This window comes from Tomitella fengzijianii (assembly GCF_007559025.1).
Classification (GTDB): domain Bacteria; phylum Actinomycetota; class Actinomycetes; order Mycobacteriales; family Mycobacteriaceae; genus Tomitella; species Tomitella fengzijianii.
This window is the reverse complement of sequence record NZ_CP041765.1, coordinates 1,618,843-1,645,529: the sequence shown is the minus strand read 5'-3', so window position 1 is coordinate 1,645,529 and position 26,687 is coordinate 1,618,843. Positions and strand designations below refer to the sequence as shown.

The window sequence follows — 26,687 nt, the reverse complement described above, 5'->3', positions numbered from 1 at the left end:
GCGGCAGAAGCCGGCACAGCAAATCCCCGGCCCGCGAGACCCTGGGCCGCAAGACCCTGGGAACCCGCGTCCGTCGCTGTCACCTGTTCCAGGGTAGCGGGGCCGCACCGCCCGCGCCGTGGTCCGTGCGGTGCATCACGGGTTCCCGCGGGAGGACCGTGGATCGGCGGCCGTTAACCTGGAGTCGAAAACATAGACTTCTTCGGACCTGGAGTGATAATGGCCGATTTCCGCTACGAGGACCTGCTGCCGACCGGTGAGGACCGCACCGAGTACCGGCTGCTGACCAAGGAAGGGGTCGCCACCGCCACCGGCCCCGACGGCCGCACTTTCCTCACCGTCAGCCCCGAGGCGCTGCGCCTGCTCACCGAGACCGCGCTGCACGACATCTCGCACTACCTGCGCGCCGATCACCTGGCCCAGCTCACCAAGATCCTCGACGACCCCGAGGCATCGAACAACGACAAGTTCGTGGCTCTGGACCTGCTCAAGAACGCCAACATCGCCGCGGCCGGGGTGCTGCCGATGTGCCAGGACACCGGCACCGCGATCGTCATGGGCAAGCGCGGTCAGCATGTGCTCACAGAGGGGGACGATGAGCGTCATATCTCCCGCGGCGTGTTCGACGCCTACACCAAGCTGAACCTGCGGTACTCGCAGAACGCTCCGCTGACGATGTGGGAGGAGAAGAACACCGGCTCCAACCTGCCGGCGCAGATCGAGCTGTACGCGGACACGGCCGTCGGCCACGAGGACGCCTACAAGTTCCTGTTCATGGCCAAGGGCGGCGGCAGTGCCAACAAGTCCTTCCTGTACCAGCAGACCAAGGCGATCCTCAATCCGGACAAGATGATGCAGTTCCTGGAGGAGAAGATCCGCTCCATCGGGACCGCCGCCTGCCCCCCGTACCACCTGGCGATCGTGATCGGCGGCACGTCGGCCGAGTTCGCGCTCAAGACCGCCAAGTACGCCTCGGCCCACTACCTCGACGAGATGCCCACCGAAGGCGCCATCACCGGGCGCGGGTTCCGCGACACCGAGCTGGAGAAGGACGTCTTCGAGCTCACCCAGAAGATCGGGATCGGCGCACAGTTCGGCGGCAAGTACTTCTGCCACGACGTGCGCGTGGTGCGCCTGCCCCGCCACGGCGCGTCGCTGCCCGTGGCCATCGCGGTGTCGTGCTCGGCCGACCGTCAGGCCAAGGCCAAGATCACCTCGGAGGGCGTGTTCCTCGAGCAGCTCGTCACCGACCCCGGCCGGTTCCTGCCCGAGGTCACCGACGAGCAGCTCGATGCCGACACCGACGGGGTCGCCAGCACCGGCAAGAACGCCGCCGTCCAGATCGACCTGACCCGCCCGATGCCGGAGATCCTCGCCGAGCTGAGCAAGCACAAGGTGAGCACCCGGCTGTCGTTGACCGGGCCGCTGGTGGTGGCACGCGACATCGCGCACGCCAAGATCCAGGAGCGCCTGGACGCCGGCGAGGAGATGCCCGGGTACCTCAAGGACCACCCGGTCTACTACGCGGGCCCGGCCAAGACGCCGGACGGGATGGCCTCCGGCTCCTTCGGCCCCACCACCGCGGGCCGCATGGACTCGTACGTCGGATCGTTCCAGGGCGCCGGCGGGTCGATGGTGATGCTCGCCAAGGGCAACCGGTCCAAGCAGGTCACCGACGCCTGCGAGCAGCACGGCGGCTTCTACCTGGGTTCCATCGGCGGCCCCGCGGCACGCCTGGCCCAGGACTGCATCAAGAAGGTCGAGGTGCTCGAGTACCCGGAGCTCGGCATGGAGGCCATCTGGAAGATCGACGTGGAGAACTTCCCCGCGTTCATCGTTGTGGACGACAAGGGCAACGACTTTTTCGCGCACAGCGGCGAGGTCACGCTGACCATTGGCAAGCGGCCGGGGCTGTAGGGACCCTCACCCCGGTCCCCGCGCCGCCATGGCTGCTGCCGCCGAGGGGTGGCGGCAGCACTGCGCGGTTCGGGGGTGCGCTGGCCGTCTCTGCCGCGCGCCCATCCCCGTGCCGCGGGCCTGGCCATGTCAACCCAACTCGGCCCAACCGCGACGGAGAAATTCGGACCCAGCCGTCCCTAACCTCTCACTCGCCAGGACAGCTCTCAGCAACATGAATCCCCCCGACATTCCGGAGGGGATTCAGCCCTAATGGGATGCGCTGTGCCGACTAGGGCGTTCCATGTAGGTGGGGCCGTAGGAGATGAAGCCAAAGCGGGAGTATAGGGGTTGCGCGTCAGCCGTGTGGAGCATCCAACGGAAGTCTGCTGCCTCCGGGTCCGCTAGCAGTACCTCAAGTACGGTGCTGCCTACGCCGTCTCCGCGGTGTCCAGGGAAGACGAAGCCGTCCGCGATATAACCGTAGCTGACGCCGTCGGAGGACACGCGTACCGTACCGAGGAGTTCTCCGGTCTCAGAAGAGCGCACCGCGTATACCTTCCAAGCGGTCTCGAACTGCTGTCGGATCTGGTCGCGACTGCGCCACCTGTTCCAGTAGGCGTCCTCCATTAGGAAGTCTAGGGTGCGGTTCAACTCGTCTACGGACAACTGATAGTCGATGACAACACTCACGATTCGACTGCCTCCTCCTGATTGGCCTTGACACTTTCGACGGCTCGGTGGGTGGCGAGGTATAGAACCACGATGGTGACAATGCCCAGCGCCCCGATCAACGCCAACGCCATGTTCGGAGCCATCGTCGAGCCCAACACGCCCCACAGAAGCGCTGCTACACCCTGGATTCCGAGGAAGATCAGGAACTGAACGCTCAGAACGGTCCCACGCACCGACTTCGGTGTGAGCCTGATCGTCGCGGAGTCAAGTCCGGGCAGGCACATGATCCCCAGTCCCGCGATGAACACAATGCCCAGAGTGATTTCGAGGTTCGGTTCGGCCAGGAACACGACTGAGCTGCCGACGAACAGCACTGCGGCCGGGAGGATCAGCCGCGTACGCGCACTTGCGGAGAGCATGCGGGAAGCGATCACATCGCCTACAACCATGCCGGCGCCGCTCGCGGCGAGTATCAGCGAGAGAAGCGCAGGATCGCGTCCGATCGACGAAACGTATGGGGCTGCAAGCGTTTCTACGCTGATAGCGAAACAGGGAGCGAGCCATCCGATCAGCAGAACACCAACCAGTCCTGGAGTGCGTAACACCGTGGCGGCCACCGCTCGCATCCCCGGCTTTGCAGCCTCCGGCTCGTCGTGCTCAGAGAACGAAAGCGCTCGCGGGATCCCGATGAAGACCAGCGCAGCAAGCAGCAGGAATGAGGCAGCGTTGAACCACAGCGCGCCGCTCGCCCCCAAGGTGAGTACGAAGGCGCCACCGGAGATCGATCCGATGACCTGTGTGGCCTGGGAGGACACGCGTAGCAGGGCTCGACCGGCGATGTACATGTCTTCCTGTGGAAGGACTTCCGGAAGTATCGCCGCTCGCAGCCCGAAATAGATGGCTCCGCCGACTCCCACCACCAGCATGGTCGCCAGCGCGACCCACAAGTTTGACAGATTCAGTGCCAGGGCGACAGTAAGGAGAGCGGGGACGACAGCCGTGAACAGCAAACGGCGGTGTCATAGCGTCGAAGCAATTATGCTGGTGACACGGTAGGAGTGGCGGGTTGGGCCGGCCACCCCAAACACTGACAGACGGTTCATCGTCCACCACGCCGACGTTCTCACGCTCAGGTAGTGCCCCATACAGTGGTGTAACTCGGTGGCCGAGTTCGTCTGTGACACCGCGTCATTGACGGATGCAGTGTGAACCGCCCCGGACCCCAATCGCTGTCGGGCGGCTTGTCGCGCTCATCGTCCCGCCCTCCCCGGCAACCGCCGGGCAGGCACGCCGCCCACAATCACCCCGCAACCTCGAGGCGACCTGAAGTCAAGCGGTCACGGACACCTCGAGGTTAGGGTCGGCTGAGTCCGACTTTCTCCGTCCCGGTGGAGCCACTCCAGGCTGTCATAGCCGCGGGTCAAACTGCAGAATGAGAGCCGGTCGCGCAGGGACTTCCGACAGACCGGCCTGCGGACCCCGTCAAAGCGGACTCGCACGTGGTGTAACCGCCCGCGATTCCGCCCCGAGCCGGCCCTCAGTTCCCCCGCCGCAGGTCCTGGGCCACGTGCGCCACCATGGCCTGGGGACGGTACTTGGTGAAGTACCCGACGCTCCACGACGCGACAGCGCCCACCCGCTGCCACACCCCGGAGAGCAGCGCCGCGTGAACGCCGAGCCATGCGACGAACGCGGCCGGACCCCTGAACTTCCAGCGGCGCGGACCGACCTCGGCCACCGCGGCCCCGCGGCCGATCATCGCCATGATCCCCTTGTCGCGGTAGGCGAAAGGCTCGCGATGCCGGCCGGAGAAGTCGGCCAGGATGTTCCGGGCGGCCCACTTGCCCGATTGTTGCGCCACGGACCCGAGCTGCGGTAGCGCGCGCCCCTTGGCGTCGGTGATGTTCGCAGAGTCGCCCAGCGCGTACACGCCGTCGAGGCCGTCGACGGTCAGGTCGGCGGCGACGTCCACGCGGCCTCCCCGGCCCAGGGGCAGGCCGGCGCCCGCGAGCACGTCGCGTCCCTTGAGCCCGCCGGCCCACACCACCATCCGCGCAGGCACGCGCGTGCCGTCCTCCAGGGTGACGCCGTCCCCGCGCACCGCCGTGACGCCCTTGCCCAGATGCAACCGCACGCCCGCGCGCTCCAGCACACTACGGGCGTACTTCTGGGACTTCTCCGAGAACGGGCCCAACACCGTGGGCACCATGTCGACCAGATGCACCGTCGTGCGCGCCGCCAAATCGCCGGGGAAGACCGCCGCGACGGCGGAGGCGAGGCTCTCCGCCGCCGCCCCCGCGAACTCGACTCCCGTGGCGCCGCCGCCCACCACCACCAGGTCGATGGGGTCGCGCGGCGCGGAGAGCCTGTCCGCCTCGTCGAGCGCGCTGAGCATGCCCCCTGCCAGCCGCACCGCGTCGTCGAGCGAGTACAGCGGGTACGAATACTCGGCGGCGCCGTCGATGCCGAAGAAGTTCGCCTGGGCGCCCGTCGCGATCACCAGCGCCCGCCCGGCGCACACGGTGCCGTCGTCGAGCGTCACCGTGCGGCCCCCGGCATCGATGCCGGTGACCGCCGAGATGGCCACGCGCACCGTCTCCTGACGCCGGAACATCGACCGCAATGGGCGCGCCACCTCGGAGATGCCGATCTGTGATGTGGCCACCTGGTAGAGCAGCGGCTGGAACTGGTGGTAGTCGTTGGCGTCGATCAGCAATACGTCCACGCCAGCCTGGCCGAGTCGCGTCGCCGCGGCGACGCCCGCGAACCCGCCGCCCACCACCACCACGTCCCAGCGCGACACCCGCGCGGTGCCGCTACCGTCCGAGGAGCCGTCATCGGTCTGCACGTCGTCCACCACGAATCCGACCGTAATGGATACGCCGACGCTCAGCCTGCTGAATCGCCTACTCCACCGTCGCGGCCAGCCAGTCGACCGTCTGCATGCCGAACAGATCCGTGCCCCAGCCGTAGGGATCGCTGAGCAGCTTCTCCATCGAGCAGTCGCTGGGCGCATAGGTCACGTCGGTCCCGCCGGCCCGGTACTTTTCCGCGAGCTCGCGGGAGTCCTTCGCCGGCACCAGCGACATCGGCGAATCGTCGGCGCCGCACGAGGTGATGAGCACCTTCGCGTCCGGCGCCGAGCGCCCGAGGACGTTGTCGTCGTAGGCGTGCTGGAAGTCGGGGATGTCCGCCGGGTCAAGACCCGACGTGAACAGCAGGTGCAGCGGCACGAACGGCATCGAGAAGTAGGAAAGCTGGCACTGCGTGCGGTAGAAATCGGCGATCTGCCTGCCGAGCGGCGTGAGCTTCTCGTCGATCTTCATCTCCGGGTACCAGGGCTCGAGTCCCAGCAGGTTGGCGAAGGCGAATCCCGATCCCACCGAGCCGTCGGCGACGCGCATGAAGTTGCGCTGGTCCACGACCATCCCCTCGAGCACTGCGGCGCGCACGTCGAGCTCGGGCGCGTACCGGGGCTGGATCTCGGCCGCCGTGGCCGCGCCGACGCCGCCGCCGGCGATGCCGAACAAACCGATCGGGATGTCGGCCGGCAGGTCGGCGTCGGGCACCTGCAGCGCCGCCCGGATGCCGTCGAGGTTCGCCCGGCCGCTGAACTGCCCGGCGAACACGCCGTGCGGCGACGGATCGGCGTCGTTTCCGACGTCGCTGATCACCACCGCCATCGATTTGCTGAACATCTGGGCGAGCGGTCCCAGCGCCGAATGGGCGGCCGGATCAATCTGGTCGCCCCCCGTCCACTGCGTGCTCGGGTGGCATCCGGCGCCGACGCTGTCGTTGGCCTCCTGGTAGCCGATGAGCGCACTCGGGTCCGCCGCGCCGGACTCCCCCGCGGGGATCATGACGATGCCGGTGCTGATCACCGGCTGCTCCTGCACGCCGCGGGTGACGTACATGATCTTGTAGGCGTCGAGGTTGCCCGGGCGCACGCCGCCGAACTGCACCTGCACCGGTTTCCACTTGAGCAGCGTGCCCGGCGCCTCGGTGCCGGTGAGGGGCGGCTCGGCGTAAAAAGCATCAGTTGCGCGCAGACCGTCGATCACCTCACCGGGCGTGGCCATCCGGCCGTCGGTGAAAGTGCTCTGCACGTACGGCGTCAAGACCTCGTCGAGCCCCGGGGTGCGCACCTCGGGTTCGGCGGCGGCGGTGGCGCCCACCCCCATCGCCGCGCCGCCGAGCGCGGCGGTTCCTGCCAGCACCAGCCCGGATCCCGCGACGGCCAGCCACCGGCGCGCACGTGCCGCGCCCGGGGCGGCACCGTGCCGGGTCCGCATGATCTTTCCAGGTGTCGTCATGAGACCGTCACTTTCGTCGCCGCGGCCGCGGAGAACAGCAGCTCGGGGATGTGTTGGAGAGGGCGTCCGCGCTGCAACTGCTCAGCGTACGGCCGGCTCAACTGGGCTGCGAGCCCCGGCCAGTCGTCGACGACCATCGCCTTGTACTTGGGCAGCAGCTGAGCGTTGATGTACTCCCAGCGCTCGTCGAACACCGACCAGTTCCAGTCGGGCAACGGCGTGGTGATCGTGGCGGTGCGCCCGTCCGGCAGCGGCCGGGTGATCTCGATGGGGTGGAACTCGCGCGGCGGCACGACCCCGGCCACCGACGGCGTCGCCGCGATCGTGGTCGCGTACGTGATCGCCGCGCCGACCGCGCCCTTGTACCCGCGCACCTGGTCCCACTGGTCGCCGATCACGGTGTACTGCTCGCGTCGCAGCAGCACCCCGTTGCCGTCGGAGACGCGATCGGGGTCGCCGGAGGCGATGTCCCGCCACGCCTGCATGATGTCCGCGCCGAACAGCCCGGCGCGTTCCATCTCCTCGAGCGCCGGCAGCCCCTCGGTGACGTACGCCTGGTGCATCGGCATGAGGTCGGAGAAGATGTTCTTCTGCATCACCAGGATCATGCCCAGCACCCAGTGCAGGTCCTCGGGCGTCACGGTGGCGCCCACCTCCGCCAGGGCACGCAGCCCCTCCGGAAGCTGCGCCGCGGCCTCGCGTCCGCCGGCCTCCAGCACGCGGGAGACCACCGTGTTGGCCGCCTGCGAGAGGCCGGGATACTGGTAGACGTCGGTGAGCAGTTCGAAGTCCAGCAGGCCGCCGCCGAAGTCGCCGCCGACCAGGCCGCCCATGCCGGCCCACTGCAGCTCCCGATGCTGCAGCTGCAGGTCCTCGTAGTACTTGTAGGAATCGATGAGGTTCTGGCGGTTCGCCTGCGCGCCGGCGCGCGGATCCCACTGCGCCAGGTCGATCCCGGCGGCGTTGCTCACGTCGACCAGCCGGTACTGGTAGAGCAGCGCCGCGTACCGGGTGGGTGCGATGCCCGCGCTGCGGGCCTGGTCGAGCAGCGCGCCCAGCTCGGCCTCGTCGTAGGGCAGGGCCGGGTTGACCCCGCCCGGACCGTGCGCGGCGTCCCGATTCACCAGCGGCAGGTCCAGGTACTGCTGCAGATCCTGGGACACCGCCCCGGCGGCGGGGTCCGCCGACGCCACTCCGGGCAGGCCCACTGCCACCGCCGCGGACGTCGAAACCCCCGTCACCAGCAGAAGCGCCGCCGACGGCGCTGCCAATGCACGCGCCGTTCGCCCCATCGCCATACGCGCGCCCACCACAGACGTCGCCCCTGTAATCGAGTTCACCCTCGCCCCTCCAGTCATCGCGCGCCCCTGCACCGGCCTCCGGTGGCGCGGTCACCGTGGACCGCTCTGCTCCTGCCGCGGCGGCACGCGCAGCAATACCGTAACGCGCCGTCGCAGGAACACCGTAACCCCGCATACCGACGGCGACGGCGATCGCGACGAAGACCGCCCGCCTCCCGACGCCGTCAGCCGAAGAACGGCGCCGCCCTGTCCGCGAGGTCCAGAAGCGGCTGCGGCGCCACTCCGAGCACGATCGTCACGACGACGCTGACCGATACTGCGGCCGCGGTGAGCGCGCCGGGCGTTGCCACGACCGGGGTGTCGCCGTCGGGCTCGCCGAAGAACATCAGGACGATGACCCGGACGTAGAAGAACGCCGCGATGGCGCTGCAGACCACGCCCACGATCACGAGGGCCGTCGCGCCACCGCTGAGTGCCGCGGCGAACACGTCGAACTTCGCCACGAAACCGCTGGTGAGCGGTATGCCGGCGAAGGCCAGCAGCAGCAGCGCGAAGGCCGAGCCGAACACCGGGTGGCGCCTTCCCAGGCCGGCCCACTTCGCGGTGTCCGGCGCTTCGGGCGCGAGTCCGTCCCCGGAACCGTCCGGCGCAGGACCCCGCACCAACCCCGCCAACGCGAAGGCCCCGACCGCGCTCACACCGTAGGCGGCCAGATAGAACAGCACCGCCGAGAGCCCCGCGTCGGAAGCGGGCACCACCGCCGTGAGCATGAACCCGATGTGCGACACCGACGAGTACGCCAGCATCCGCTTGATGTCGGTCTGCGTGAGCGCCACGACGGAACCGAAGATCATCGTCGCGATCGCCACCGCCCACAGGACCGGACGCCACTGGTCGTGGAGCGCGGGCAACGCCACCAGGAACACCCGCAGCAGCGCGCCGAAGGCCGCGATCTTCGTCGCCGACGCCATGAATGCGGTCACCGGGGTGGGCGCCCCTTGGTACACGTCCGGAATCCACGAGTGGAACGGCACCGCGCCCACCTTGAACAGCAACCCCATGCCGAGCAGTCCCGCGCCGACGAGCGCCAGCACCGTCGCGCCGCCCGGGCCGCCGGTGCCGACGCCCACCCGCGCGGCTTCGGCGATGCCGTCGAGCGACACGGTGCCGGCGTAGCCGTAGAGAAGCGCCGCCCCGAAGATGAAGAACGCCGAGGAATACGCGCCCAGCAGGAAGTACTTGAGCGCCGCCTCCTGCGAGATCAGGCGCCGGTGCCGCGCGAGCCCGCAGAGCAGGTACAGCGGCAGCGAAAGCACCTCGAGGGCGATGAACATCGTGATCAGGTCGGCCGATGCGGGAAACAGCATCATGCCGCCGACGGAGAACATCGCGAGCGGGAAGATCTCCGATTGGACGATCCCCGCCCGCCGCGCGAGCGCCTCGTCCGCGCCCCCGGGGATCGCGGACGCCTGCGGAGCGAAGAACGGTGCTCCCGCCCCCGCCGCGGCGGGTTCCCGCGACCGGCCACGCACCGCCAGGCGCCTGTCGGCGAAGAGCATGAGAGACAGGAACCCGACGACCAGGATCGTTCCCTGGAGGTACAAGGCGGCACCGTCGATCGTCACCGAACCGGCCATGACGGTGCGCTCGGTCCCCGCCAGGGCGATCACCGCTGCGAACGCGCCGATCAGCCCCGCGCCGCTGAGTACGACCTGGGCCGTGAACCTTCCGCGACGCGGCGCGAATGCCTCGACCAGCACACCGACGACCGCGGCGGCGAACACCACGATCATCGGCGAGAGCGCCGCATAGTCGATGTCCGGCGCCGGCGCTGCCGCCGCGAGCATTCGCACTGGGTTCACGGGTGCGCACCTTCCCGGTCGGCGGGACCGTCGCCCGGCCCCTCGGCCACCGCGGGAACTCCTCCGGGCACCGTCGGCGGCGGATCGGACGAGTGCACCGACGTCAGCGTGGATTCGACCGCCGGATCGATCACGTCGAGGATCGGCTTGGGGTAGAGCCCCAGCACCAGCAGCAGCACGATCAGCGGCGCGACCACGACGATCTCCCTGGGCCGCAGGTCACGGATGTGCCTGTTGCCCTCGTCCGTCCTGCCGCCCATGACTCGCTGATAGAGCCACAGTATGTAGACGGCGGACAGGACCAGTGCCGCCGTCGCGATGATCGCCGCGGCGCCGTAGCGCGTGTACGTGCCGATGAGCACCAGGAACTCGCTGATGAACGGCGCCAGTCCCGGCAGCGACAGCGTCGCCATCCCGGCCACGAGGAAGGTCCCCGCGAGTACCGGCGCCACCCGCTGAATGCCGCCGTACGCTGCTATGGCGCGCGTGCCGCGCCGCGTGACCAGGAACCCGGCGATCAGGAACAGCGCGGCCGTCGAGATTCCGTGGTTGACCATGTAGAGCGTGGAACCGGACTGCCCCTGGCTGGTGAGTGCGAAGATGCCCAGGATGATGAACCCGAAGTGGGAGATCGACGTGTATGCGATCAAGCGCATCACGTCGCGCTGCCCGATGGCGAGCATGGCGCCGTAGACCACCGCCACCACCGAGAGTCCGACGATCCACGGCGCGAAGGTCCGCGCCGCGTCCGGGAACAGCTCGATGGCGAAGCGGAGCATCGCGAAGGTGCCGACCTTGTCGACCACCGCCATCATGAGCACCGCGACCGTGGGCGTGGTGTACACGGCCGCGTCCGGCAGCCAGGTGTGCAACGGCCACAACGGCGCCTTGACCGCGAAGGCGAACATGAAGCCCAGGAACAGCGCGTTGGCGACGGGCGCGGAGATCGCCAGTTCCCCCGAGGAGACTGCCTGCGCGATGGCGGGCAGGTCGAAGGTCCCGCTGCTGAACGGGCTGTCCTCGCCCGCCGTGGCCACGTACAGCCCGATCACGGCGGCGAGCATGATCAGCCCGCCGAGCAGGTTGTACAGCAGGAACTTCACCGCGGCCCGCGACCGTGCACCGGCCTCGCGCGCGTCCTGGCCGTAGCCGCCGATCAGGAAGTACAGCGGCACGAGCATCGCCTCGAACACCACGTAGAACAGGAACACGTCCAGGGCGGTGAACGAGATCATCACCATGGCCATGGTCGCCAGTACCAGCGCCACATACGTGTGCGCCCGCCGGCCGTCGTCGCCCGGGTCGTGCCAGCCGGCCAGCAGCACTAGCGGCACCAGCACCGCGGTGAGCAGCACCAACGCCAGGCCGATGCCGTCGAGACCCAGGTGGTAGCCCACGCCGAGCGAACGGATCCATTGGTGCTGTTCGACGAACTGGTATCGGGCGCCCCCGGTGTCGAAGCCCACCGCCAGGCCCACCGCCACGGCGAGTGTCACCACCGCGACGCCCAGTGCGACCGCCTTGGCGACAGCCGGCCGCCCGCGGGGCACCGCGAACACGCCGAACGCGCCGGCCGCGGGCAGCGCCCACAGCACCGTGAGCCAGGGGAATCCGTTCACCACGCCCTCCCCAGAACGACGATGGCCAGCACTATCGCCACCCCCGCGAACATCGTCAGCGCGTAGCTGCGCACGAACCCCGTCTGCACCCGCCGGGCCGCACGGGACAACGCCATCGCGGCAGCCGCGGCGCCGTCGACGATCCTGTCGATACCGCCGCGCTCGACCACGGTGAGCGATCCGGTCAGCGCCGCGCCGGGACGCATGAACACGCCCTCGTTGAACGCGTCGCCGTAGAGGTCCTTGCGCGCTGCCGTCGTCAGCACGGAGACGTCGCCGGGCGCCGTCGCGGGGACCGGCCTCAGCGCGTAGGCGCGGTAGGCGGCGCCGACGCCGACGAGCACCACGGCCAGCGTGATGACCGTGATCGCCCAGACGGGGATCGGCGGCTCGCTGTGCGCCGTGCCCACCACCGGCTCGAGCCAGTGCTCCAGCCGGTCGCCGATGGTGAGCAGCCCGCCCGCGAAGATCGACCCGAGCGCCAGCACGATCATCGGCACGGTCATCGACGACGGCGCCTCCTCCGGCTCCGGCATGCTCACCTCGCCGGTCGACTCCTTGAGCGTGGGCTGCCAGCGCCGCTCGCCGAAGAACGTCATGAGCATCGCGCGCGTCATGTAGAAGGCGGTGAGCCCGGCGCCGACGATGGCCGCGGCGCCGAGAGCCGTGCCCGCCGCACCGCCGTGTGCGAAGGCGGCCTCGATGATCTTGTCCTTCGAGAAGAACCCGGACAGCGGGGGTATCCCGATGATCGCCAGGTACCCGAGGCCGAAGGTGATGAACGTGATCGGCATGACCGTGCGCAGCCCGCCGAGCCGGCGCATGTCCACCTCGTCGTGCATCCCGTGCATCACCGAGCCGGCGCCCATGAACAGTCCCGCCTTGAAGAAGCCGTGGGTGAGCAGGTGCAGGATGGCGAACGCGTAACCGGCCGGCCCCAGCCCCGCGGCCAGCACCATGTATCCGATCTGGCTCATCGTCGACGCGGCGAGCGCCTTCTTGATGTCGTCCTTGGCGCAGCCGATGATCGCGCCGAACAGCACCGTCACCGTCCCCACGACGAGCACCGCGGTACGCGCACCCTCTGCGAGGTCGAAGACGGGCCCGGAGCGCACGATGAGGTAGACGCCGGCCGTGACCATCGTCGCCGCGTGGATCAGCGCCGAGACGGGCGTGGGGCCCTCCATCGCGTCGCCCAGCCAGGACTGCAGCGGCACCTGGGCCGACTTCGCGCAGGCCGCGAGCACGAGCATCAGGCCGATCGCGTTGAGCGTGCCCTCCCCCATGGCGCCGGCCGCCCCGAACACGTCGCCGAAGCCGACCGATCCGACGGTGGCGAACATGATCATCATGGCGATGACCATCCCCATGTCGCCGACGCGGTTGACCACGAACGCCTTCTTGGCCGCGGTGGCCGCGGTGGGCCGGTACTGCCAGAACCCGATGAGCAGGTAGGAGGCCAGGCCCACGCCCTCCCAGCCCAGGTACAGCCCGAGGTAGTTGTCGGAGAGCACGAGCACGAGCATCGCGGCCAGGAACAGGTTGAGATAGGCGAAGAACAGCCGCCGGCCGGGCGCGTTCCCGGCGAACCGTCCGGCCGGGTCGGGGCCGTGCGCCATGTAGCCGATCGAGTAGATGTGGATCAGCGAGCCGACCCCGGTGATCAGCAGGACGAAGCACAGCGACAGCGGGTCAAGAAGCAGGCCGAAGTCGACGTGGAAGGACGCCACCGGAACCCAGCTGAACAGATCCTGGTCCGCCCCGCGGGACGACTGGTCCTGGCCCAGCATCTGCGCCCACAACGCGAGGCCGAGCCCGAACGACGCCAGCGCCGTGACGCACCCGAGCACATGCCCCCAACGGTCGCTGCGCCGCCCGACCACCAACAGCAGCAGCGCGCCCGCCGCCGGCAGCGCGGGCACGAGCCACAGCACCGACGCGGCGCCGCCGGTCATCCCCCCCGCCATCGCCGCGCCGCCGGCCGCGGAGTCCATCACCGTCATCGCGCCGTCACCCCCTCAGCTCGTCGGTCTCGTCGACGGACGTGCTGCGGCGCGTCCGGAACACGGTCATGATGATCGCCAGCCCCACCACCACCTCGGCCGCCGCGACGACCATGGTGAAGAAGGCGAGCACTTGCCCGTCGAGGTTCCCCAGCCTGCGCGAGAACGTCACGAACGCGAGGTTCGCGGAGTTGAGCATGAGCTCGACGCACATGAACACCACCAGCGCGTTGCGCCGCACCAGCACTCCCACCGCGCCGATCGTGAACAGGATGGCGGCCAGATACAGGTAGTTGTCGGGGTTCATGACGCCGGCACCTCCCCTCCGCCGGCCGCGGAACCGGGGCCGTGGCCGGGGCCGATGGCGCCGTGCGCCGTGTCGCCCACGGCCTGCGGCTCGTCGGTGGACCCGCCGGAATCCACCGCGTCACCGGTCCGGCCGCCGCGGCGCGGGCCGACGATCGTGTGCCCGGCGCGCAGGACGGAGCTGACCGAGAGCTCCGAGTAGGTCCCGTCGGGGAGCCGCGCCGGCGAGTCGACGGCGTTGTCGCGCGCGTAGACGCCCGGCGGCGGCAGCGGGGTCATGTGCCGCCCGGTGCGGAACCGCTCGCGTGAACGCTCGCGCTGCGTGCGCACGGGCCCCAGCTGCTCGCGGTGCGCCAGGATCATCGCGCCCACCGTCGCGGTGATCAGCAGCGCCCCGGTGAGTTCGAACGCCCACAGGTAGCGGTCGAAGATCAGGTCGGCGAGGGCGTCGATGTGCCGCTCGCCGCCGGGCCCCGGCGCACCCGTGCCCCCGGGGCCCATGGCCGCGACCGCGTGGCCGATGCCGCCGACCAGCAGCGCCCCGAAGCCGATCCCCACCAGGATCGACGCCGCCCGCTGGCCTCTGATCGTCTCCACCAGCGACTCCTCGGAGGAGATGCCGACGAGCATGAGTACGAACAGGAACAGCATCATGACCGCGCCCGTGTACACGACCACCTGGACGACGCCCAGGAACAGCGCACCCTGCGCGATGTAGAAGACGGCCATGATGATCATCGTCAGCGCCAGGAACAGCGCCGAGTAGACGGCGCGCGCGGATGCCACCACGCCCAGGGCCGCGATCACCGCGACGGTGGCGAGGATCCAGAACAGAACAGCCTCGCCCGTCGAGGTGGTGCCCGAAACGTCGACCGCGGAAGAGTCGGCGCCCCCCGCACCGGCGGCGAACACCGCGGCCTGCACGGGCGTCACCGCGCCGCCTCCGGCCCGTCGACGGGACCGATCGCCCCCCGGTAGTAGTCCTCGTCCGTCGACCCGGGGGCCATCGGGTGCGGCGGCGGCTCCATGCCCTCCTCGAGCGGCGCCAGCAGACGGTCCTTGCCGTAGATGAGCGCGCCGCGGTCGGTATCGGCCATCTCGTAGTCGGGGATCATCGTCAGCGCGCGGGTGGGGCACGCCTCCACGCACAGGCCGCACCCGATGCAGCGCAGGTAGTTGATCTGGTAGACGCTGCCGTACCGCTCACCCGGCGAGTAGCGCTCGTCGTCGGTGTTGTCGGAGCCTTCGACGTAGATCGCGTCGGCCGGGCACGCCCACGCGCACAGCTCGCACCCGATGCACTTCTCCAGGCCGTCGGCGTACCTGTTGAGCTGGTGGCGGCCGTGGTATCCGGCCGCCAGGGTGCGCTTCTCCTCCGGATAGAACTCGGTGTTCGGCTCCGCGAACATCGTCGCGAAGGTGACTCCGAGGCCCTCGAACATCCCACCCAGGTCAGACATCGCTGCTCTCCTTCCGGCTCTCCGATCCCGGGCCGCCGCCGGGCGCGTCCCCGCCCGGCGCGCGACCCTGCAGTGCCCGGTCCGCCCGCCTTTCGGGCAGCGGCGGCACCGGGAACCCGCCCGCCGCCGGCTCGACGCCCGTCGGCGCCGGCCCGCCTGCCCGCACCACCGCGCGCGCGGCCGAAAAATGCCGATGCACGGCGACGGCGACGGCGATCGCGATGACGATCCCGCACACGATCAGCACGATCGCCGCCCCGTCCCTGCCGTCCTCGCGCAGTGCGCGGTAGGCGGCGACGAGCATCACCCACAGCAGCGCGGCCGGGATGAGCACCTTCCAGCCCAGGTTCATGAACTGGTCGTAGCGGAACCGCGGGAGCGTCGACCGCAGCCAGATGAACAGGAACAGCAGCAGCCAGATCTTGATGACGAACCAGAGCACCGGCCACCAGCCGCTGTTGGCTCCGGCCCACAGGCTCAGCGGCCACGGCGCCTGCCAGCCGCCCAGGAACATCGTGACCGCCAGCGCGGAGACGGTGGTCATGTTGACGTACTCGGCCAGCATGAACATGGCGAAACGCAGCGACGAGTACTCGGTGTGGAATCCGCCCACCAGCTCGCCCTCGGCCTCGGGCAGGTCGAACGGGGCACGGTTGGTCTCCCCCACCATGGACACCAGGTAGATGACGAACGACGGGAACAGCAGGAGGATGTACCAGAACCGGCCCTGCGCGGCGATGATCCCGGACGTCGACAGCGTCCCCGCCGCGAGGAAGACGGCCGCGAAGGTGAGGCCCATCGCGATCTCGTAGGAGATGACCTGCGCTGTCGACCGCAGCCCGCCCAGCAGCGGGTAGGTGGACCCCGACGACCACCCGGCCAGGACGATCCCGTACACGCCCACCGAGGTGACGGCGAGGATGTAGAGGACCGCCACCGGAAGGTCGGTGAGCTGCAGCGGGGTGTGGTGGCCGAACACCGAGACCTCGGGCCCGAAGGGGATCACCGCGAAGGCCATGATGGCCGGCACCACCGCGATGACCGGCGCCAGGAAGTACACCGGCCGGTCGACCATGGCGGGGACGATGCCCTCCTTGAGCGCCAGCTTGATACCGTCCGCCAGGCTCTGCAACGACCCCCACGGCCCCCACCGGTTGGGGCCCACCCGGTTCTGCATGTAGGCCATGATCTTGCGCTCGATCAGGATGGCCACCAGCACGGTGAGCACCAGGAACGCGAAGATGATGATCGCCTTGGCGAGGATCAGCCACCAGGGGTCACGGCCGAAGTCGGACAGGTCGGTGAACTTGTCCGCCGCGTGCACGCGCACGGAATCCGGTGCCTTCCCCACGACCATCACGACGCACCTCCGCCACGGATCCCGACCATGCTGCCGGGCGCCGCCCCCAGCACCGGGTAGACGGCGCTGCCGGGCGAGTTCATCGGCAGCCACACCGTCCCGTCCGGCATCGCGGTGATCGCCAACGGCAGCGTCACCGCGCCGCGCGACGTCGACACGGTGACCTGGTCTCCCTCGGACGCGTCGATCTGCCGGGCCGTGCCGGCCGAAAGCCGGACCACCGGACGGCGCGCGGTCGCGGCCAGGTTCGGCCGCCCGTCCTGCATGCGCCCCTGGTCGAGCAGCATCCGCCAGGTGGACAGCACCGCCTGCCCCGGCTCCGGGGCGCCGCCTCCCCCGCCCGAGCCCCCGGTCGCACGAGTCCCGAGGTCCGGCGCCGCAGCGCGGGCACTGGCAACGCCCGCCCCTGAGCGCGGCTCCGCAGCGCCCGGTGCCGCGGTGCCCAGCGCAGCGAGCTCGGCGCGCGCGGCCCCCACATGCGGCAGTCCCAGGTCCGCGCCCATCCGGCCGGCAAGGATGTGCAGGATCCGCAAATCGGGCAGCAGGCCGGGCTCCGTTAGCGACACGTCGAAGAGCCGGCCCCGGCCCTCCCAGTCGAGGAACGTCCCCGCCTTGTTCTGCGCGGGCGCGACGGGCAGGACCACGTCGGCCGCATCGGTCACCGCGCTGCGCCGCATCTCCAGGCTGACCACGAATCCGCACCGCTCCAGCGCCTCGCGCGCGCCGTGGGCGTCGGGCAGGTCGTCGGGGTCCACGCCGCCCACCAGCAGCGCGTCGACCTCGCCGTCGCGCGCGGCAGCGAGGATTCCCGCCGTGTCGCGGCCGGGCCCGGTGGGCAGTGCGTCGATCCCCCAGTACGCGGCCACCTGTCGGCGGTGGTCCGGCTCGGCCAGCCGGCGGCCGCCGGGGAGGAGACCCGGCAGGGTGCCCGCCTCGACGGCGCCGCGTTCGCCCGCGCGCCGCGGAATCCACGCGAGACGTGCGCCGGTGGCGTCGGCCAGGCGGCACGCGGCGGTGAGCGCACCCGGCGCCGACGCCAGCCGCTCGCCGCCGAGGATCACCGCTCCGGGGCTGCGCAGCAGCGTGCCGACGTCGTCGTAGGCGCCCGCGGCGATGCCGTCGAGCACGATGTGCTCGCGTCCGGGGGCCGTCTCGAGCAGGCGCCCGTTCATCCGCCGCAGCCCCGCCGAGGCGAACGGGGCGAGCGAGTAGACGGGCATGCGCCGCGTGCGGGCGGCCTTACGCAGCCGCAGGTAGACGATGGGCGATTCCTCTTCAGGTTCGAAGCCCGCGAGCACCACCACGGGCGCGGACTCCAGGTCTGCGTAGGTGACCTGGAGGCGCCGCCCGGCGACGCGCTGCGCCAGGAAATCCAGTTCCTCGTCGCTGTGCGCACGCACCCTGTGGTCGATGTCGTCGGTGCCCAGGACCACCCGCGCGAACTTGGCGTAGGCGTAGGCGTCCTCCCACGTGCTGCGCCCGCCGACGAGCACGCCCGCGGCCGCCGCATCGGCGAGGCCCTTCGCCGCGGCGCGTACCGCCGCCGGCCACGAGGCAGGGGCCAGTTCGCCGTCGTCGCCACGCACCAGCGGGCCGGTGATCCTGTCGGGTTCCGACGTGTAGGCGAACGCGAACCGGCCCTTGTCGCAGTTCCACTCCTCGTTGACCTCCGGGTCCTCGCCCGCATACCTGCGCAGGACCGTGCCGCGCCGGTGGTCGGTGCGCTGCGCGCAGCCCGAGGCGCAGTGTTCGCACACCGACGGCGTGGAGACCAGGTCGAACGGGCGCGACCGGAAGCGGTAATCCACGTCGGTGAGCGCCCCCACGGGGCAGATCTGCACGGTGTTCCCGGAGAAGTACGAGTCCAGCGGCTGTTTGCCATAGACCCCCACCTGCTGCAGGGCGCCCCGCTCGAGCATGTCGATGAACGGGTCGCCCGCGATCTGCTCGGAGAACCGCGTGCACCGCGCACACAGCACGCAGCGTTCGCGGTCCAGGAGGATCTGTGCGGACAGGTTGATCGGCTTCGGGTACTCGCGCTTGAGCAGGCCGAAACGCGTCTCCGGATCGCCGTGTTCCAGCGCCTGGTTCTGCAGCGGGCACTCGCCGCCCTTGTCGCACACCGGGCAGTCCAGCGGGTGGTTGATCAGCAGGAACTCGATCACCCCGCGCTGCGCCTTGTCCGCCACCGGCGACGTCTCCTGCGTGCGCACCACCATGCCGTCGGCGGCGACGGTGGTGCACGACGCGAGCGGCTTACGCTGTCCCTCGACGTCGACGAGGCACTGGCGGCACGCCCCCACCGGATCGAGCAGCGGGTGGTCGCAGAACCGCGGGATCTCGATGCCGATGCTCTCGGCCGCCCGGATCACCAGCGTGCCCTTCGGCACCGTCAGCTCGCGGCCGTCGATGGTGAAGGTCACCGTGGGCTGCGGGGCGGCGCCCTGTGGTGCCGTCATGCGCGATCGCCTCCCCTGAACACCGTCGCGTCGGCCGGGTCGAACGGGCACCCGCCGTGCGTGAGGTGGGCGATGTACTCGTCCCGGAAGTACTGGATGGACGAGGTGATGGGACTGGTGGCGCCGTCGCCGAGCGCGCAGAACGCACGGCCGAGGATGTTGTCGGACAGGTCCAGCAGCTTGTCCAGATCATCCTCGGTGCCGCGCCCGTCCTCGAGCCGCTCCATCAGCTGCACCAGCCAATAGGTGCCCTCCCGGCACGGCGTGCACTTGCCGCAGGACTCGTGCTTGTAGAACTCGGACCAGCGCAGAACGGTCCGCAGAACGCAGGTGGTGTCGTCGAAGATCTGCAGCGCCTTGGTGCCCAGCATCGAGCCGGCCTCCGCCATGCCCTCGTAGTCCAGCGGCAGGTCCAGGTGCTCGGCGGTGAGGATGGGCGTGGAGGAGCCGCCGGGGGTGAAGAACTTGAGCCGGTGCCCCGCGCGGACGCCGCCCGCGTAGTCGAGCAGCTCGCGCAGCGTGATCCCCATCGGCGCCTCGTACTGGCCGGGGCGCACCACGTGGCCGGACAGCGAGTACAGCGTGAAGCCGGGCGACTTCTCACTGCCCATGGAGCGGAACCAGTCGACGCCGCGGCGCAGGATCGAGGGCACCGACGCGATGGACTCGGCGTTGTTGACCACGGTGGGGCACGCGTACAGCCCCTCCACCGCGGGGAACGGCGGGCGCAGCCGCGGCTGGCCGCGCTTGCCCTCGAGCGAGTCGAGCAGGGCCGTCTCCTCGCCGCAGATGTAGGCGCCCGCGCCGGCATGCACCATCAGTTCCAGGTCGAAACCGCTGCCGAGGATGTCCCGGCCCAGATACCCGGCCGCGTAGGCCTCGTCCACGGCCGCGCGCAGGCGGCGCAGCACCGGCACCACCTCGCCGCGCAGGTAGATGATCGCGCGCTGTGCCCGGAACGCGTAGCAGGAGATGACGGCGCCCTCCACCAGCGCATGCGGGTTGGCGAGCATCATCGGGATGTCCTTGCACGTGCCCGGCTCGGACTCGTCGGCGTTGACCACCAGGTAGTGCGGCTTGGTCCGGCCGTCGGGACCGGGCCCCTGCGGGATGAACGACCACTTGCGGCCGGTGGGGAATCCCGCGCCGCCGCGCCCCCGGAGGCCCGAGTCGCTCACGGCGGTGACGACCTCGTCCGGCGTCATGGCCAGCGCGGCGCGCAGGCCCTCGTACCCTCCGCGCTCCCGGTAGCCGTCCAGAGTCCAGGGGGCGTCGTCGTCCCACCCCTCGCTGAGCACGGGGACCAGTCCCGTCGTAACCGGCTCTGCTCCGTCGCGGGTCAGCCTGAGTCCCGCAACGGACGCGTGCCCCGCGGCGCCGCCCGCCTCGAGCGCGCCGGGACGTTCGTCGGCGAACCCCGCGAGCGTGCGGCAGGTGGCGCGGAACCCGCTCAACGGGGCCCCGCGCGACGGCGTCACCGTCTCGCCCGCACGCAGCCGGTCGACCAGGTCCACGGCCGACCGGGGCGTCTGATCGTCGAAGAACTCCCAATCGACCATCACCACCGGGGCGAAGTCGCAGGCGGCGTTGCATTCGATGGGTTCCACGGTGACGGCGCCGTCGTCCGTGGTGTCACCGGGGCCCGCGCCCACGCCGAGGTGCCGCCGCAGCGCCGCGAGGATCTCGTCGCCGCCGAGCGTGGCGCACAGCGCGTTGGTGCACACACCCACGAGGTGGGTGCCGGTGGGATTGCGGCGGTACATCGAGTAGAAGCTGGCCACGGCGGTGACCTCCGCGGTGGCGAGGTCCAGGTGCCGGGCGCAGAACTCGATGCCCGCCGGGGTGAGGTGACCGTCCTCGGACTGGACCAGGTGCAGCAGCGGGATCAGCGCCGACCGCTCGGGCACGATGCCGCCGTCCGGATCCGCGGCGGCCGGGTCGGCGTAGCGGGCGATGATCGTCGCGGCGTCCGCGTCCAGGCGTCGCAGCGTCTCCGCGTCGTAGCTCGCGCGCGCGCCCGGCTTGACCAACCGGCCGTCCTCGGTGGCGGCACGCCCGATGCGGACGGGCACCGGCCCCCCGATCGGCGCGGAGCCGCTGGCGTAGGAGCTCCGCCCCGGGGGTGCGCCGCGGGCGGAACCCGCGGCCCCGGAACGGTCCACGTAGGACCGGTGCTGGATCGTCATCGGTCCACTCCCCCCATCACCGGGTCGATGCTGGCGACGGACGCGATGACGTCGGAGACCATGCCGCCCTCGCACATCGCCGCCACCGCTTGCAGATTGGTGAACGACGGGTCGCGGAAGTGCACCCGGTACGGGCGGGTGCCACCGTCGGAGACCATGTGCACGCCCAGCTCGCCGCGCGGCGATTCCACCGCCGTGTACACCTGCCCCGCGGGGACCCGGAACCCCTCCGTCACCAGCTTGAAGTGGTGGATCAAGCCTTCCATCGACGACTCCATGATGTGCCGCACGTGCTCGCGGGACTGGCCGATGCCGTCGTCGCCCACCTGCAGGTCGGCGGGCCAGGCCAGCTTCCTGTCCTCGATCATCACCGGCCCCGGCCGCAGCCTGTCCAGGCACTGCTCGATGATCCTGAGCGACTCGCGCATCTCGCCGATGCGGATCAGGTACCGGCCGAAGCAGTCGCAGCCGCGGTCGGTGACCGTCTCGAACTCGTAGTCCTGGTACCCGCAATACGGCTCGCTACGGCGGAGATCGTGCGGCAGCCCCGTGGCCCGCAGCACCGGCCCGGTGATACCGAGCGCCATGCACCCGGACAGGTCCAGGTATCCGATGCCTTCGTTGCGGCCCCGCCAGATGGGGTTGTCGGTGAGCAGCTTCTCCAGCTGGTCGATCCTCCCGGGCAGGATCTCGATAAGCCGGCGGATCAGCGGAACGGCGGACTCCGGCATGTCGCGGCTGACGCCGCCGGGACGGATGTAGTTGTGGTTCATCCGCAGCCCGGTGATCTCCTCGAAGACGTCCATGACCAGCTCGCGTTCGCGGAAGCCGAAGATCATCACCGTCACCGCGCCCATCTCCATGCCCGCGGTGCCCAGCGCCACCATGTGCGAGGAGATCCGGTTGAGCTCCATGAGCAGCACCCGCAGCACGTTCGCGCGCTCCGGGATGTCGCCGGTGACGCCGAGGAGCTTCTCCACCCCCAGGCAGTAGGCGGCCTCGTTGAACAACGGCGCCAGGTAGTCCATGCGGGTGACGAAGGTGACGCCCTGCGTCCAGTTCCGGAACTCGAGGTTCTTCTCGATCCCGGTATGCAGATATCCGACGCCGCACCGGGCCTCCACGACCGTCTCCCCGTCGAGCTCGAGGATCAGCCGCAGCACGCCGTGCGTGGACGGGTGCTGCGGGCCCATGTTCACCACGATGTGCTCGTCGCCGGAATCGCGGATCGCGTCCGCCACCTCGTCCCAGTCCCCGCCCGCGGAGGTGAAGGAACCGGACCTGTGCGTGGTCGCCCCGTCGGCCATCAGTTGTAGGACCTCCTCGACTCGGGCGGCGGAATCTGCGCGCCGTGGTACTCGACGGGGATCCCGCCCAGGGGGTAGTCCTTGCGCTGCGGGTGCCCCTCCCAGTCGTCGGGCATCTCGATCCGGGTGAGAGCAGGATGCCCGTCGAAGATCAGACCGAAGAAGTCGTAGGTCTCGCGTTCGTGCCAGTCGGTGGTCGGGTACACGCCCGTCAGCGTGGGGATGTGCGGGTCGGCGTCCGGCGCCTCCACCTCCAGGCGCACCCGCCGGCCCAGCGTGATCGACTGGAGGTGGTAGACCGCGTGCAGCTCGCGCCCCGCCTGCTCCGGGTGATGCACGCCCGACACCCCCAGGCACAGCTCGAAGCGCAGGGCCGTGTCGTCGCGCAGCAGTTGCGCCACCAGGGGCAGGTGGTCGCGGCGCACATACAGCGTCAGTTCGCCGAACTCCGTCGTCACGGCCTCCACCGCGTCGTCGAACGCGCCGCCCAGTCGCTCCAGCCCCTCCGCCAGCGCGCCGGCCGCGTCGTCGAACCACCGGCCGTACGGACGCTCCGCCGCAGGCGGGGCCGGCACCCTGCGCACCAGCCGCCCGTAGCCGGAGGTGTCGCCGGAGCCGCGCACGCCGAACAGGCCGCGCCGCTCCGCCCCGATCCCCCCGCCGGTGGCGCCGCCCGGCAGCCGGCCGCCGGTCAACGCAGCATCCCCTTGAGCTCGAGCGTGGTGGGTGAGGCGAGCGCCGCCTCCTCCGCGGCCCGCACCGCCTGCTCGCGGTTGACGCCCAAGGGCATCCGGCCGATCTGCTCGTGCAGCGTGATGATGGCGTTGAGCAGCATCTCGGGGCGCGGCGGGCAACCCGGCAGGTAGATGTCGACGGGAACCACGTGGTCGACGCCCTGCACGATCGCATAGTTGTTGAACATCCCGCCCGACGAGGCGCACACGCCCATCGACAGCACCCACTTGGGCTCGGGCATCTGGTCGTACACCTGCCGGAGCACCGGGGCCATCTTCTGGCTGACCCGCCCGGCGACGATCATCAGGTCCGCCTGCCGGGGCGACGCGCGGAACGGCTCCATTCCGAAGCGTGCGATGTCGAAACGGCCGGCGGCGGTGCCCATCATCTCGATGGCGCAGCACGCAAGCCCGAACGTCGCCGGCCACAGCGAACCCTTGCGCGCATAGCCCGCCACCGCCTCGACGGTCGACAGCAGGATCCCGCTGGGCACCTGTTCCTCGAGTCCCATCAGCCGACGCCTCCGTCCGTGCCCGATCCGATACCATTCCGCGACCGCGGGATGCTGCGCGACGTCCCCGCCGCTCCGATCACGCCCATCTCAGACCCCCGCGTCGCCACTCGTACGCGTACGCCACCGAGACGTTGACGATGAACAACGCCATCGCGGCAAGCCCGAAGTACCCGAGCGCGTCGAAGTGCACAGCCCACGGGTAGAGGAACACGATCTCGATATCGAAGATGATGAAGAGCATCGCCGTGAGGTAGAACTTCACCGACACGCGCTGGCCGGCCGCCGCGCCCGGCTCGCCCGACTGGTGCGAGATGGGGTCGATGCCGCACTCGTAGGCCTCGAGCTTGGCCCGGTTGTAGCGCCGCGGGCCGATGAAGGACGCGACCCCCACCGAGAACACGGCGAAGGCGAGCGCGATGGCCCCGATCACGAGGATCGGCACGTATGCGTTCATCGCACGGCACCTCCTCTCGCTCCGCCGCGGCGCACCGGAAAACCCTGGGCCGCAACCCGATCCGCATCATCGCCGGATCCGCATCCGCATGCATCGGGTTGCGCGGAGGGCGGATCGGCCGAGTGATCCAGGACTCATGTGTGACCTGGGACTCACCCTACTCACGAACTCCGCCGAGGTGTTTCGTTTTCCACGGCACGGCGTGTGAGGAGGTCGGACGAGCGCGACCGCGGAACTCAACCGGCGGCGGAACCGACCATCGAGCGCAGCAGACGCACCGCTGCATCGGCGACGTCGAACGGGTCCAGCGGGTGCACCACCGCGGCCTCGGCGTGCGACCATTCCGCCAGCCACGCGTCCGCGCGCCGGCCGAGGAGGACCAGCACCGGCGGACACTCGTCGATCTCGTCCTTGAGCTGACGCGCGAGCCCCAGTCCGCCCGCCGGCGACGCCTCGCCGTCGAGGACCACCACGTCGATGCCCCCCGCGTCCATGTGCCGGAGCACCATCGGCGCCGTGGCCACCTCGAGGAACGAGACCTCGGGCAGATCGGGCGACGGCCGGGTGCCGATGGCGTCCACGACCGCGGCGCGCGTCGTGTGGTCGCTGCTGTAGACCAGCACGCGGGCGCGGCGCGCGGTGCCCGCCCCATCGGCTCCGGCCCCCGGGCCCGGCCGCGGTCCACCGCCGGCAGAGGACCTCGCGGCGCGCTTCCACTTCACGCCGCCGATGCTACCCACGGCGCACGCCCGGCCGGCCCGATTGCCGAAAACCGCCGAGGCCCTCGCCATTCCCCGCTATTCGACCGTGGTGACGTCGGGCGTCGGGGTGTCCACGCTGGGGCTCGTGTAATAGGCAGGCACGCGCAGCGCCTCCTCGCCGACGATCCCGGCGAGCGAATCCACCACGCGCAGCCGCCGCCCGTCGCCGATCACCGGGTCCGCGATCACCCCGTCCGGATCGATCAGCACGACGGTGCGGCCGTCGTCCTCGAGCCCGCGCGCGATCTCCAGCAGCAGCCTGCGCGCCACCTTGTTGACGGAGTAGGTGCGCGAGAGGTCCCAGGCCACGGTGGGCGACTCCGGCGGGAACTGCTCGAGGTGCCGCGCGATCCATTCGGCGCCCGCGAACTGGATGGCGCCCTGGAGCGCGTAGATGCCCACCCTGCCGCCGTCGGCCGTCGTGATCTCGCCGTCGTCGCGGAGCACCGAGCGCGCAGGCGGCGGGACCGACATCAGGTGCAGGCCCATGTCCTCCGTCATCCGCTCGAACACGCCGACCCCGCGCACGCTGTTGCCGTGCGTGTCCAGCGGCGGCGAGAACGTCGCGATCCCCGCCTGGCCGGGCAGCACGCCGATGATGCCGCCGCCCACGCCGCTCTTCGCCGGGATGCCCACGGTGGAGAGCCAGTCGCCCGCCGAGTCGTACATGCCGCAAGTGGTCATGACGGTGAGCACCTGGCGCACCACGCGCGCCGAGAACACCCGCTCGCCCGTCCAGGGCTGCACCCCGCCGTTGGACAGCGTGGCGGCCATGATGGCGAGGTCGCGGGTGGTCACGCGCACCGCGCACTGCCGGGTGTAGCCGCGAACCAGCTGCAGCGGCTCCAGGTCCACGTTGCCCGCGCTGCGCAGCATGTTCGCCAGCGCCCGATTGCGGTACGCGGTCTCCATCTCGGAGTGGTAGACCTGCTCGTCGATCTCGAGCTCGCGCCCCGCCAGCGCCGACAATCCGGAACGGATCCGCTCCACGCGCGCGTCCACCCCGCCCCCGGGGAGCAGCAGCGCGTGGGTGGCCAGCGCGCCGGCATTGATCATCGGGTTCATCGGACGGCCGGTCTCCGGTTCCAGCGACAGCTCGTTGAACGCGTCCCCCGAGGGCTCCACGTCCACCGCGTCCCATACCTTCTCCGGGCCGAGGTCCTCGAGCGCGAACCCGTAGACGAACGGCTTGGAGATCGACTGGATGGTGAACTCCACCTCCGCGTCGCCGGCGCAGTACACGGCGCCGTCCACCGCCGACAGGCCGATCGCGAACTGCGACGGGTCCGCCTCGGCGAGCTCCGGGATGTAGGACGCGGGCGCGCCGCCCTGGACGACCTCGCACGATTGCAGCAATTCGGTGAGGTACTCGTGGATCGGCGATCGCATGTGCCGAGCCTATCGCCCTGCGCCCCGTTGCAGCGGCGTCACGATCACATTCACCCCCGCCCCTCGGTGGCCCCCGGATACGCGCCG

21 protein-coding genes are annotated in these 26,687 nt (G+C 70.3%); 1 reads left to right on the top strand and 20 read right to left on the bottom strand.

Annotated elements, in window-relative coordinates; genetic code table 11:
• Positions 1–219 precede the first annotated feature (219 nt).
• Positions 220–1,917, top strand: coding sequence for a fumarate hydratase (locus FO059_RS07520; RefSeq protein WP_143907682.1), 1,698 nt, complete (start codon positions 220–222; stop codon positions 1,915–1,917).
• A 249-nt stretch (positions 1,918–2,166) separates the two neighbouring features.
• Here FO059_RS07520 and FO059_RS07515 read toward each other — a convergent pair whose 3' ends face one another.
• The 20 genes from FO059_RS07515 to FO059_RS07420 form a co-directional block, all read right to left on the bottom strand.
• Positions 2,167–2,589, bottom strand: a complete 423-nt coding sequence (locus FO059_RS07515; protein ID WP_143907680.1) for a GNAT family N-acetyltransferase — start codon at positions 2,587–2,589, stop codon at positions 2,167–2,169.
• Positions 2,586–3,581 (bottom strand): MFS transporter, encoded by a 996-nt coding sequence (locus FO059_RS07510; RefSeq protein WP_143907678.1) that lies wholly within the window; start codon positions 3,579–3,581, stop codon positions 2,586–2,588. Before FO059_RS07510 ends, FO059_RS07515 begins: the two co-directional genes overlap by 4 nt.
• 527 nt (positions 3,582–4,108) lie before the next feature.
• Complete coding sequence (locus FO059_RS07505) at positions 4,109–5,431, bottom strand: NAD(P)/FAD-dependent oxidoreductase (RefSeq protein ID WP_210416612.1); 1,323 nt, start codon at positions 5,429–5,431, stop codon at positions 4,109–4,111.
• Between the two features lie 46 nt (positions 5,432–5,477).
• Positions 5,478–6,884 (bottom strand): lipase family protein, encoded by a 1,407-nt coding sequence (locus FO059_RS07500; RefSeq protein WP_143907674.1) that lies wholly within the window; start codon positions 6,882–6,884, stop codon positions 5,478–5,480.
• The gene (locus tag FO059_RS07495; protein WP_282451573.1) at positions 6,881–8,176 is read right to left on the bottom strand and encodes a hypothetical protein; all 1,296 of its coding nucleotides are present in this window, start codon (positions 8,174–8,176) and stop codon (positions 6,881–6,883) included. Before FO059_RS07495 ends, FO059_RS07500 begins: the two co-directional genes overlap by 4 nt.
• A gap of 233 nt (positions 8,177–8,409) precedes the next feature.
• A complete protein-coding gene (gene nuoN / locus FO059_RS07490; protein WP_143910540.1) occupies positions 8,410–10,032 on the bottom strand; it encodes an NADH-quinone oxidoreductase subunit NuoN in 1,623 nt (540 codons plus the stop codon).
• Positions 10,033–10,043: 11 nt separating this feature from the next.
• A complete protein-coding gene (locus FO059_RS07485) occupies positions 10,044–11,666 on the bottom strand; it encodes an NADH-quinone oxidoreductase subunit M (RefSeq protein WP_143907673.1) in 1,623 nt (540 codons plus the stop codon).
• Complete coding sequence (nuoL, locus tag FO059_RS07480) at positions 11,663–13,621, bottom strand: NADH-quinone oxidoreductase subunit L (RefSeq protein WP_143910539.1); 1,959 nt, start codon at positions 13,619–13,621, stop codon at positions 11,663–11,665. The genes FO059_RS07485 and nuoL overlap by 4 nt, the downstream gene beginning before the upstream one ends.
• A 55-nt stretch (positions 13,622–13,676) precedes the next feature.
• Positions 13,677–13,976, bottom strand: a complete 300-nt coding sequence (nuoK, locus tag FO059_RS07475; RefSeq protein WP_143907671.1) for an NADH-quinone oxidoreductase subunit NuoK — start codon at positions 13,974–13,976, stop codon at positions 13,677–13,679.
• Complete coding sequence (locus FO059_RS07470; RefSeq protein WP_143910538.1) at positions 13,973–14,887, bottom strand: NADH-quinone oxidoreductase subunit J; 915 nt, start codon at positions 14,885–14,887, stop codon at positions 13,973–13,975. The genes nuoK and FO059_RS07470 overlap by 4 nt, the downstream gene beginning before the upstream one ends.
• Before the next feature lie 17 nt (positions 14,888–14,904).
• The gene (gene nuoI / locus FO059_RS07465) at positions 14,905–15,435 is read right to left on the bottom strand and encodes an NADH-quinone oxidoreductase subunit NuoI (protein WP_143907669.1); all 531 of its coding nucleotides are present in this window, start codon (positions 15,433–15,435) and stop codon (positions 14,905–14,907) included.
• Positions 15,428–16,792 (bottom strand): NADH-quinone oxidoreductase subunit NuoH, encoded by a 1,365-nt coding sequence (gene nuoH / locus FO059_RS07460; protein ID WP_143907667.1) that lies wholly within the window; start codon positions 16,790–16,792, stop codon positions 15,428–15,430. Before nuoH ends, nuoI begins: the two co-directional genes overlap by 8 nt.
• Complete coding sequence (locus tag FO059_RS07455) at positions 16,792–19,254, bottom strand: NADH-quinone oxidoreductase subunit G (protein WP_143907665.1); 2,463 nt, start codon at positions 19,252–19,254, stop codon at positions 16,792–16,794. Before FO059_RS07455 ends, nuoH begins: the two co-directional genes overlap by 1 nt.
• Positions 19,251–21,440 (bottom strand): NADH-quinone oxidoreductase subunit NuoF, encoded by a 2,190-nt coding sequence (gene nuoF, locus FO059_RS07450; RefSeq protein ID WP_143907663.1) that lies wholly within the window; start codon positions 21,438–21,440, stop codon positions 19,251–19,253. The genes FO059_RS07455 and nuoF overlap by 4 nt, the downstream gene beginning before the upstream one ends.
• Positions 21,437–22,747, bottom strand: a complete 1,311-nt coding sequence (gene nuoD, locus FO059_RS07445; protein ID WP_143907661.1) for an NADH dehydrogenase (quinone) subunit D — start codon at positions 22,745–22,747, stop codon at positions 21,437–21,439. Before nuoD ends, nuoF begins: the two co-directional genes overlap by 4 nt.
• A complete protein-coding gene (locus tag FO059_RS07440) occupies positions 22,747–23,442 on the bottom strand; it encodes an NADH-quinone oxidoreductase subunit C (protein WP_143907659.1) in 696 nt (231 codons plus the stop codon). Before FO059_RS07440 ends, nuoD begins: the two co-directional genes overlap by 1 nt.
• The gene (locus tag FO059_RS07435; protein WP_143907657.1) at positions 23,439–23,993 is read right to left on the bottom strand and encodes a NuoB/complex I 20 kDa subunit family protein; all 555 of its coding nucleotides are present in this window, start codon (positions 23,991–23,993) and stop codon (positions 23,439–23,441) included. Before FO059_RS07435 ends, FO059_RS07440 begins: the two co-directional genes overlap by 4 nt.
• Before the next feature lie 79 nt (positions 23,994–24,072).
• Positions 24,073–24,450 (bottom strand): NADH-quinone oxidoreductase subunit A, encoded by a 378-nt coding sequence (locus tag FO059_RS07430; protein WP_143907655.1) that lies wholly within the window; start codon positions 24,448–24,450, stop codon positions 24,073–24,075.
• A 236-nt stretch (positions 24,451–24,686) separates the two neighbouring features.
• Positions 24,687–25,073 carry a hypothetical protein gene (locus tag FO059_RS07425; protein WP_143910537.1) on the bottom strand — a complete coding sequence of 129 codons (387 nt, stop codon included), beginning with the start codon at positions 25,071–25,073 and terminating at the stop codon, positions 24,687–24,689.
• Positions 25,074–25,247: 174 nt separating this feature from the next.
• Positions 25,248–26,600, bottom strand: a complete 1,353-nt coding sequence (locus FO059_RS07420; protein WP_143907653.1) for a glutaminase — start codon at positions 26,598–26,600, stop codon at positions 25,248–25,250.
• Positions 26,601–26,687 lie beyond the last annotated feature (87 nt).

Excerpts from the sequence above, each read along its gene's own strand:
- FO059_RS07430 (WP_143907655.1), bottom strand. The coding sequence starts at position 24,450 with ATGAACGCATACGTGCCGATCCTCGTGATCGGGGCCATCGCGCTCGCC.
- nuoK (WP_143907671.1), bottom strand. The coding sequence starts at position 13,976 with ATGAACCCCGACAACTACCTGTATCTGGCCGCCATCCTGTTCACGATC.
- nuoF (WP_143907663.1), bottom strand. The coding sequence starts at position 21,440 with ATGACGATCCAGCACCGGTCCTACGTGGACCGTTCCGGGGCCGCGGGT.
- FO059_RS07420 (WP_143907653.1), bottom strand. The coding sequence starts at position 26,600 with ATGCGATCGCCGATCCACGAGTACCTCACCGAATTGCTGCAATCGTGC.
- nuoD (WP_143907661.1), bottom strand. The coding sequence starts at position 22,747 with ATGGCCGACGGGGCGACCACGCACAGGTCCGGTTCCTTCACCTCCGCG.
- nuoL (WP_143910539.1), bottom strand. The coding sequence starts at position 13,621 with ATGACCGGCGGCGCCGCGTCGGTGCTGTGGCTCGTGCCCGCGCTGCCG.
- FO059_RS07435 (WP_143907657.1), bottom strand. The coding sequence starts at position 23,993 with ATGGGACTCGAGGAACAGGTGCCCAGCGGGATCCTGCTGTCGACCGTC.
- FO059_RS07500 (WP_143907674.1), bottom strand. The coding sequence starts at position 6,884 with ATGACGACACCTGGAAAGATCATGCGGACCCGGCACGGTGCCGCCCCG.
- FO059_RS07495 (WP_282451573.1), bottom strand. The coding sequence starts at position 8,176 with ATGGGGCGAACGGCGCGTGCATTGGCAGCGCCGTCGGCGGCGCTTCTG.
- nuoN (WP_143910540.1), bottom strand. The coding sequence starts at position 10,032 with ATGCTCGCGGCGGCAGCGCCGGCGCCGGACATCGACTATGCGGCGCTC.
- nuoI (WP_143907669.1), bottom strand. The coding sequence starts at position 15,435 with ATGTCTGACCTGGGTGGGATGTTCGAGGGCCTCGGAGTCACCTTCGCG.
- FO059_RS07520 (WP_143907682.1), top strand. The coding sequence starts at position 220 with ATGGCCGATTTCCGCTACGAGGACCTGCTGCCGACCGGTGAGGACCGC.
- nuoH (WP_143907667.1), bottom strand. The coding sequence starts at position 16,792 with ATGGTCGTGGGGAAGGCACCGGATTCCGTGCGCGTGCACGCGGCGGAC.
- FO059_RS07455 (WP_143907665.1), bottom strand. The coding sequence starts at position 19,254 with ATGACGGCACCACAGGGCGCCGCCCCGCAGCCCACGGTGACCTTCACC.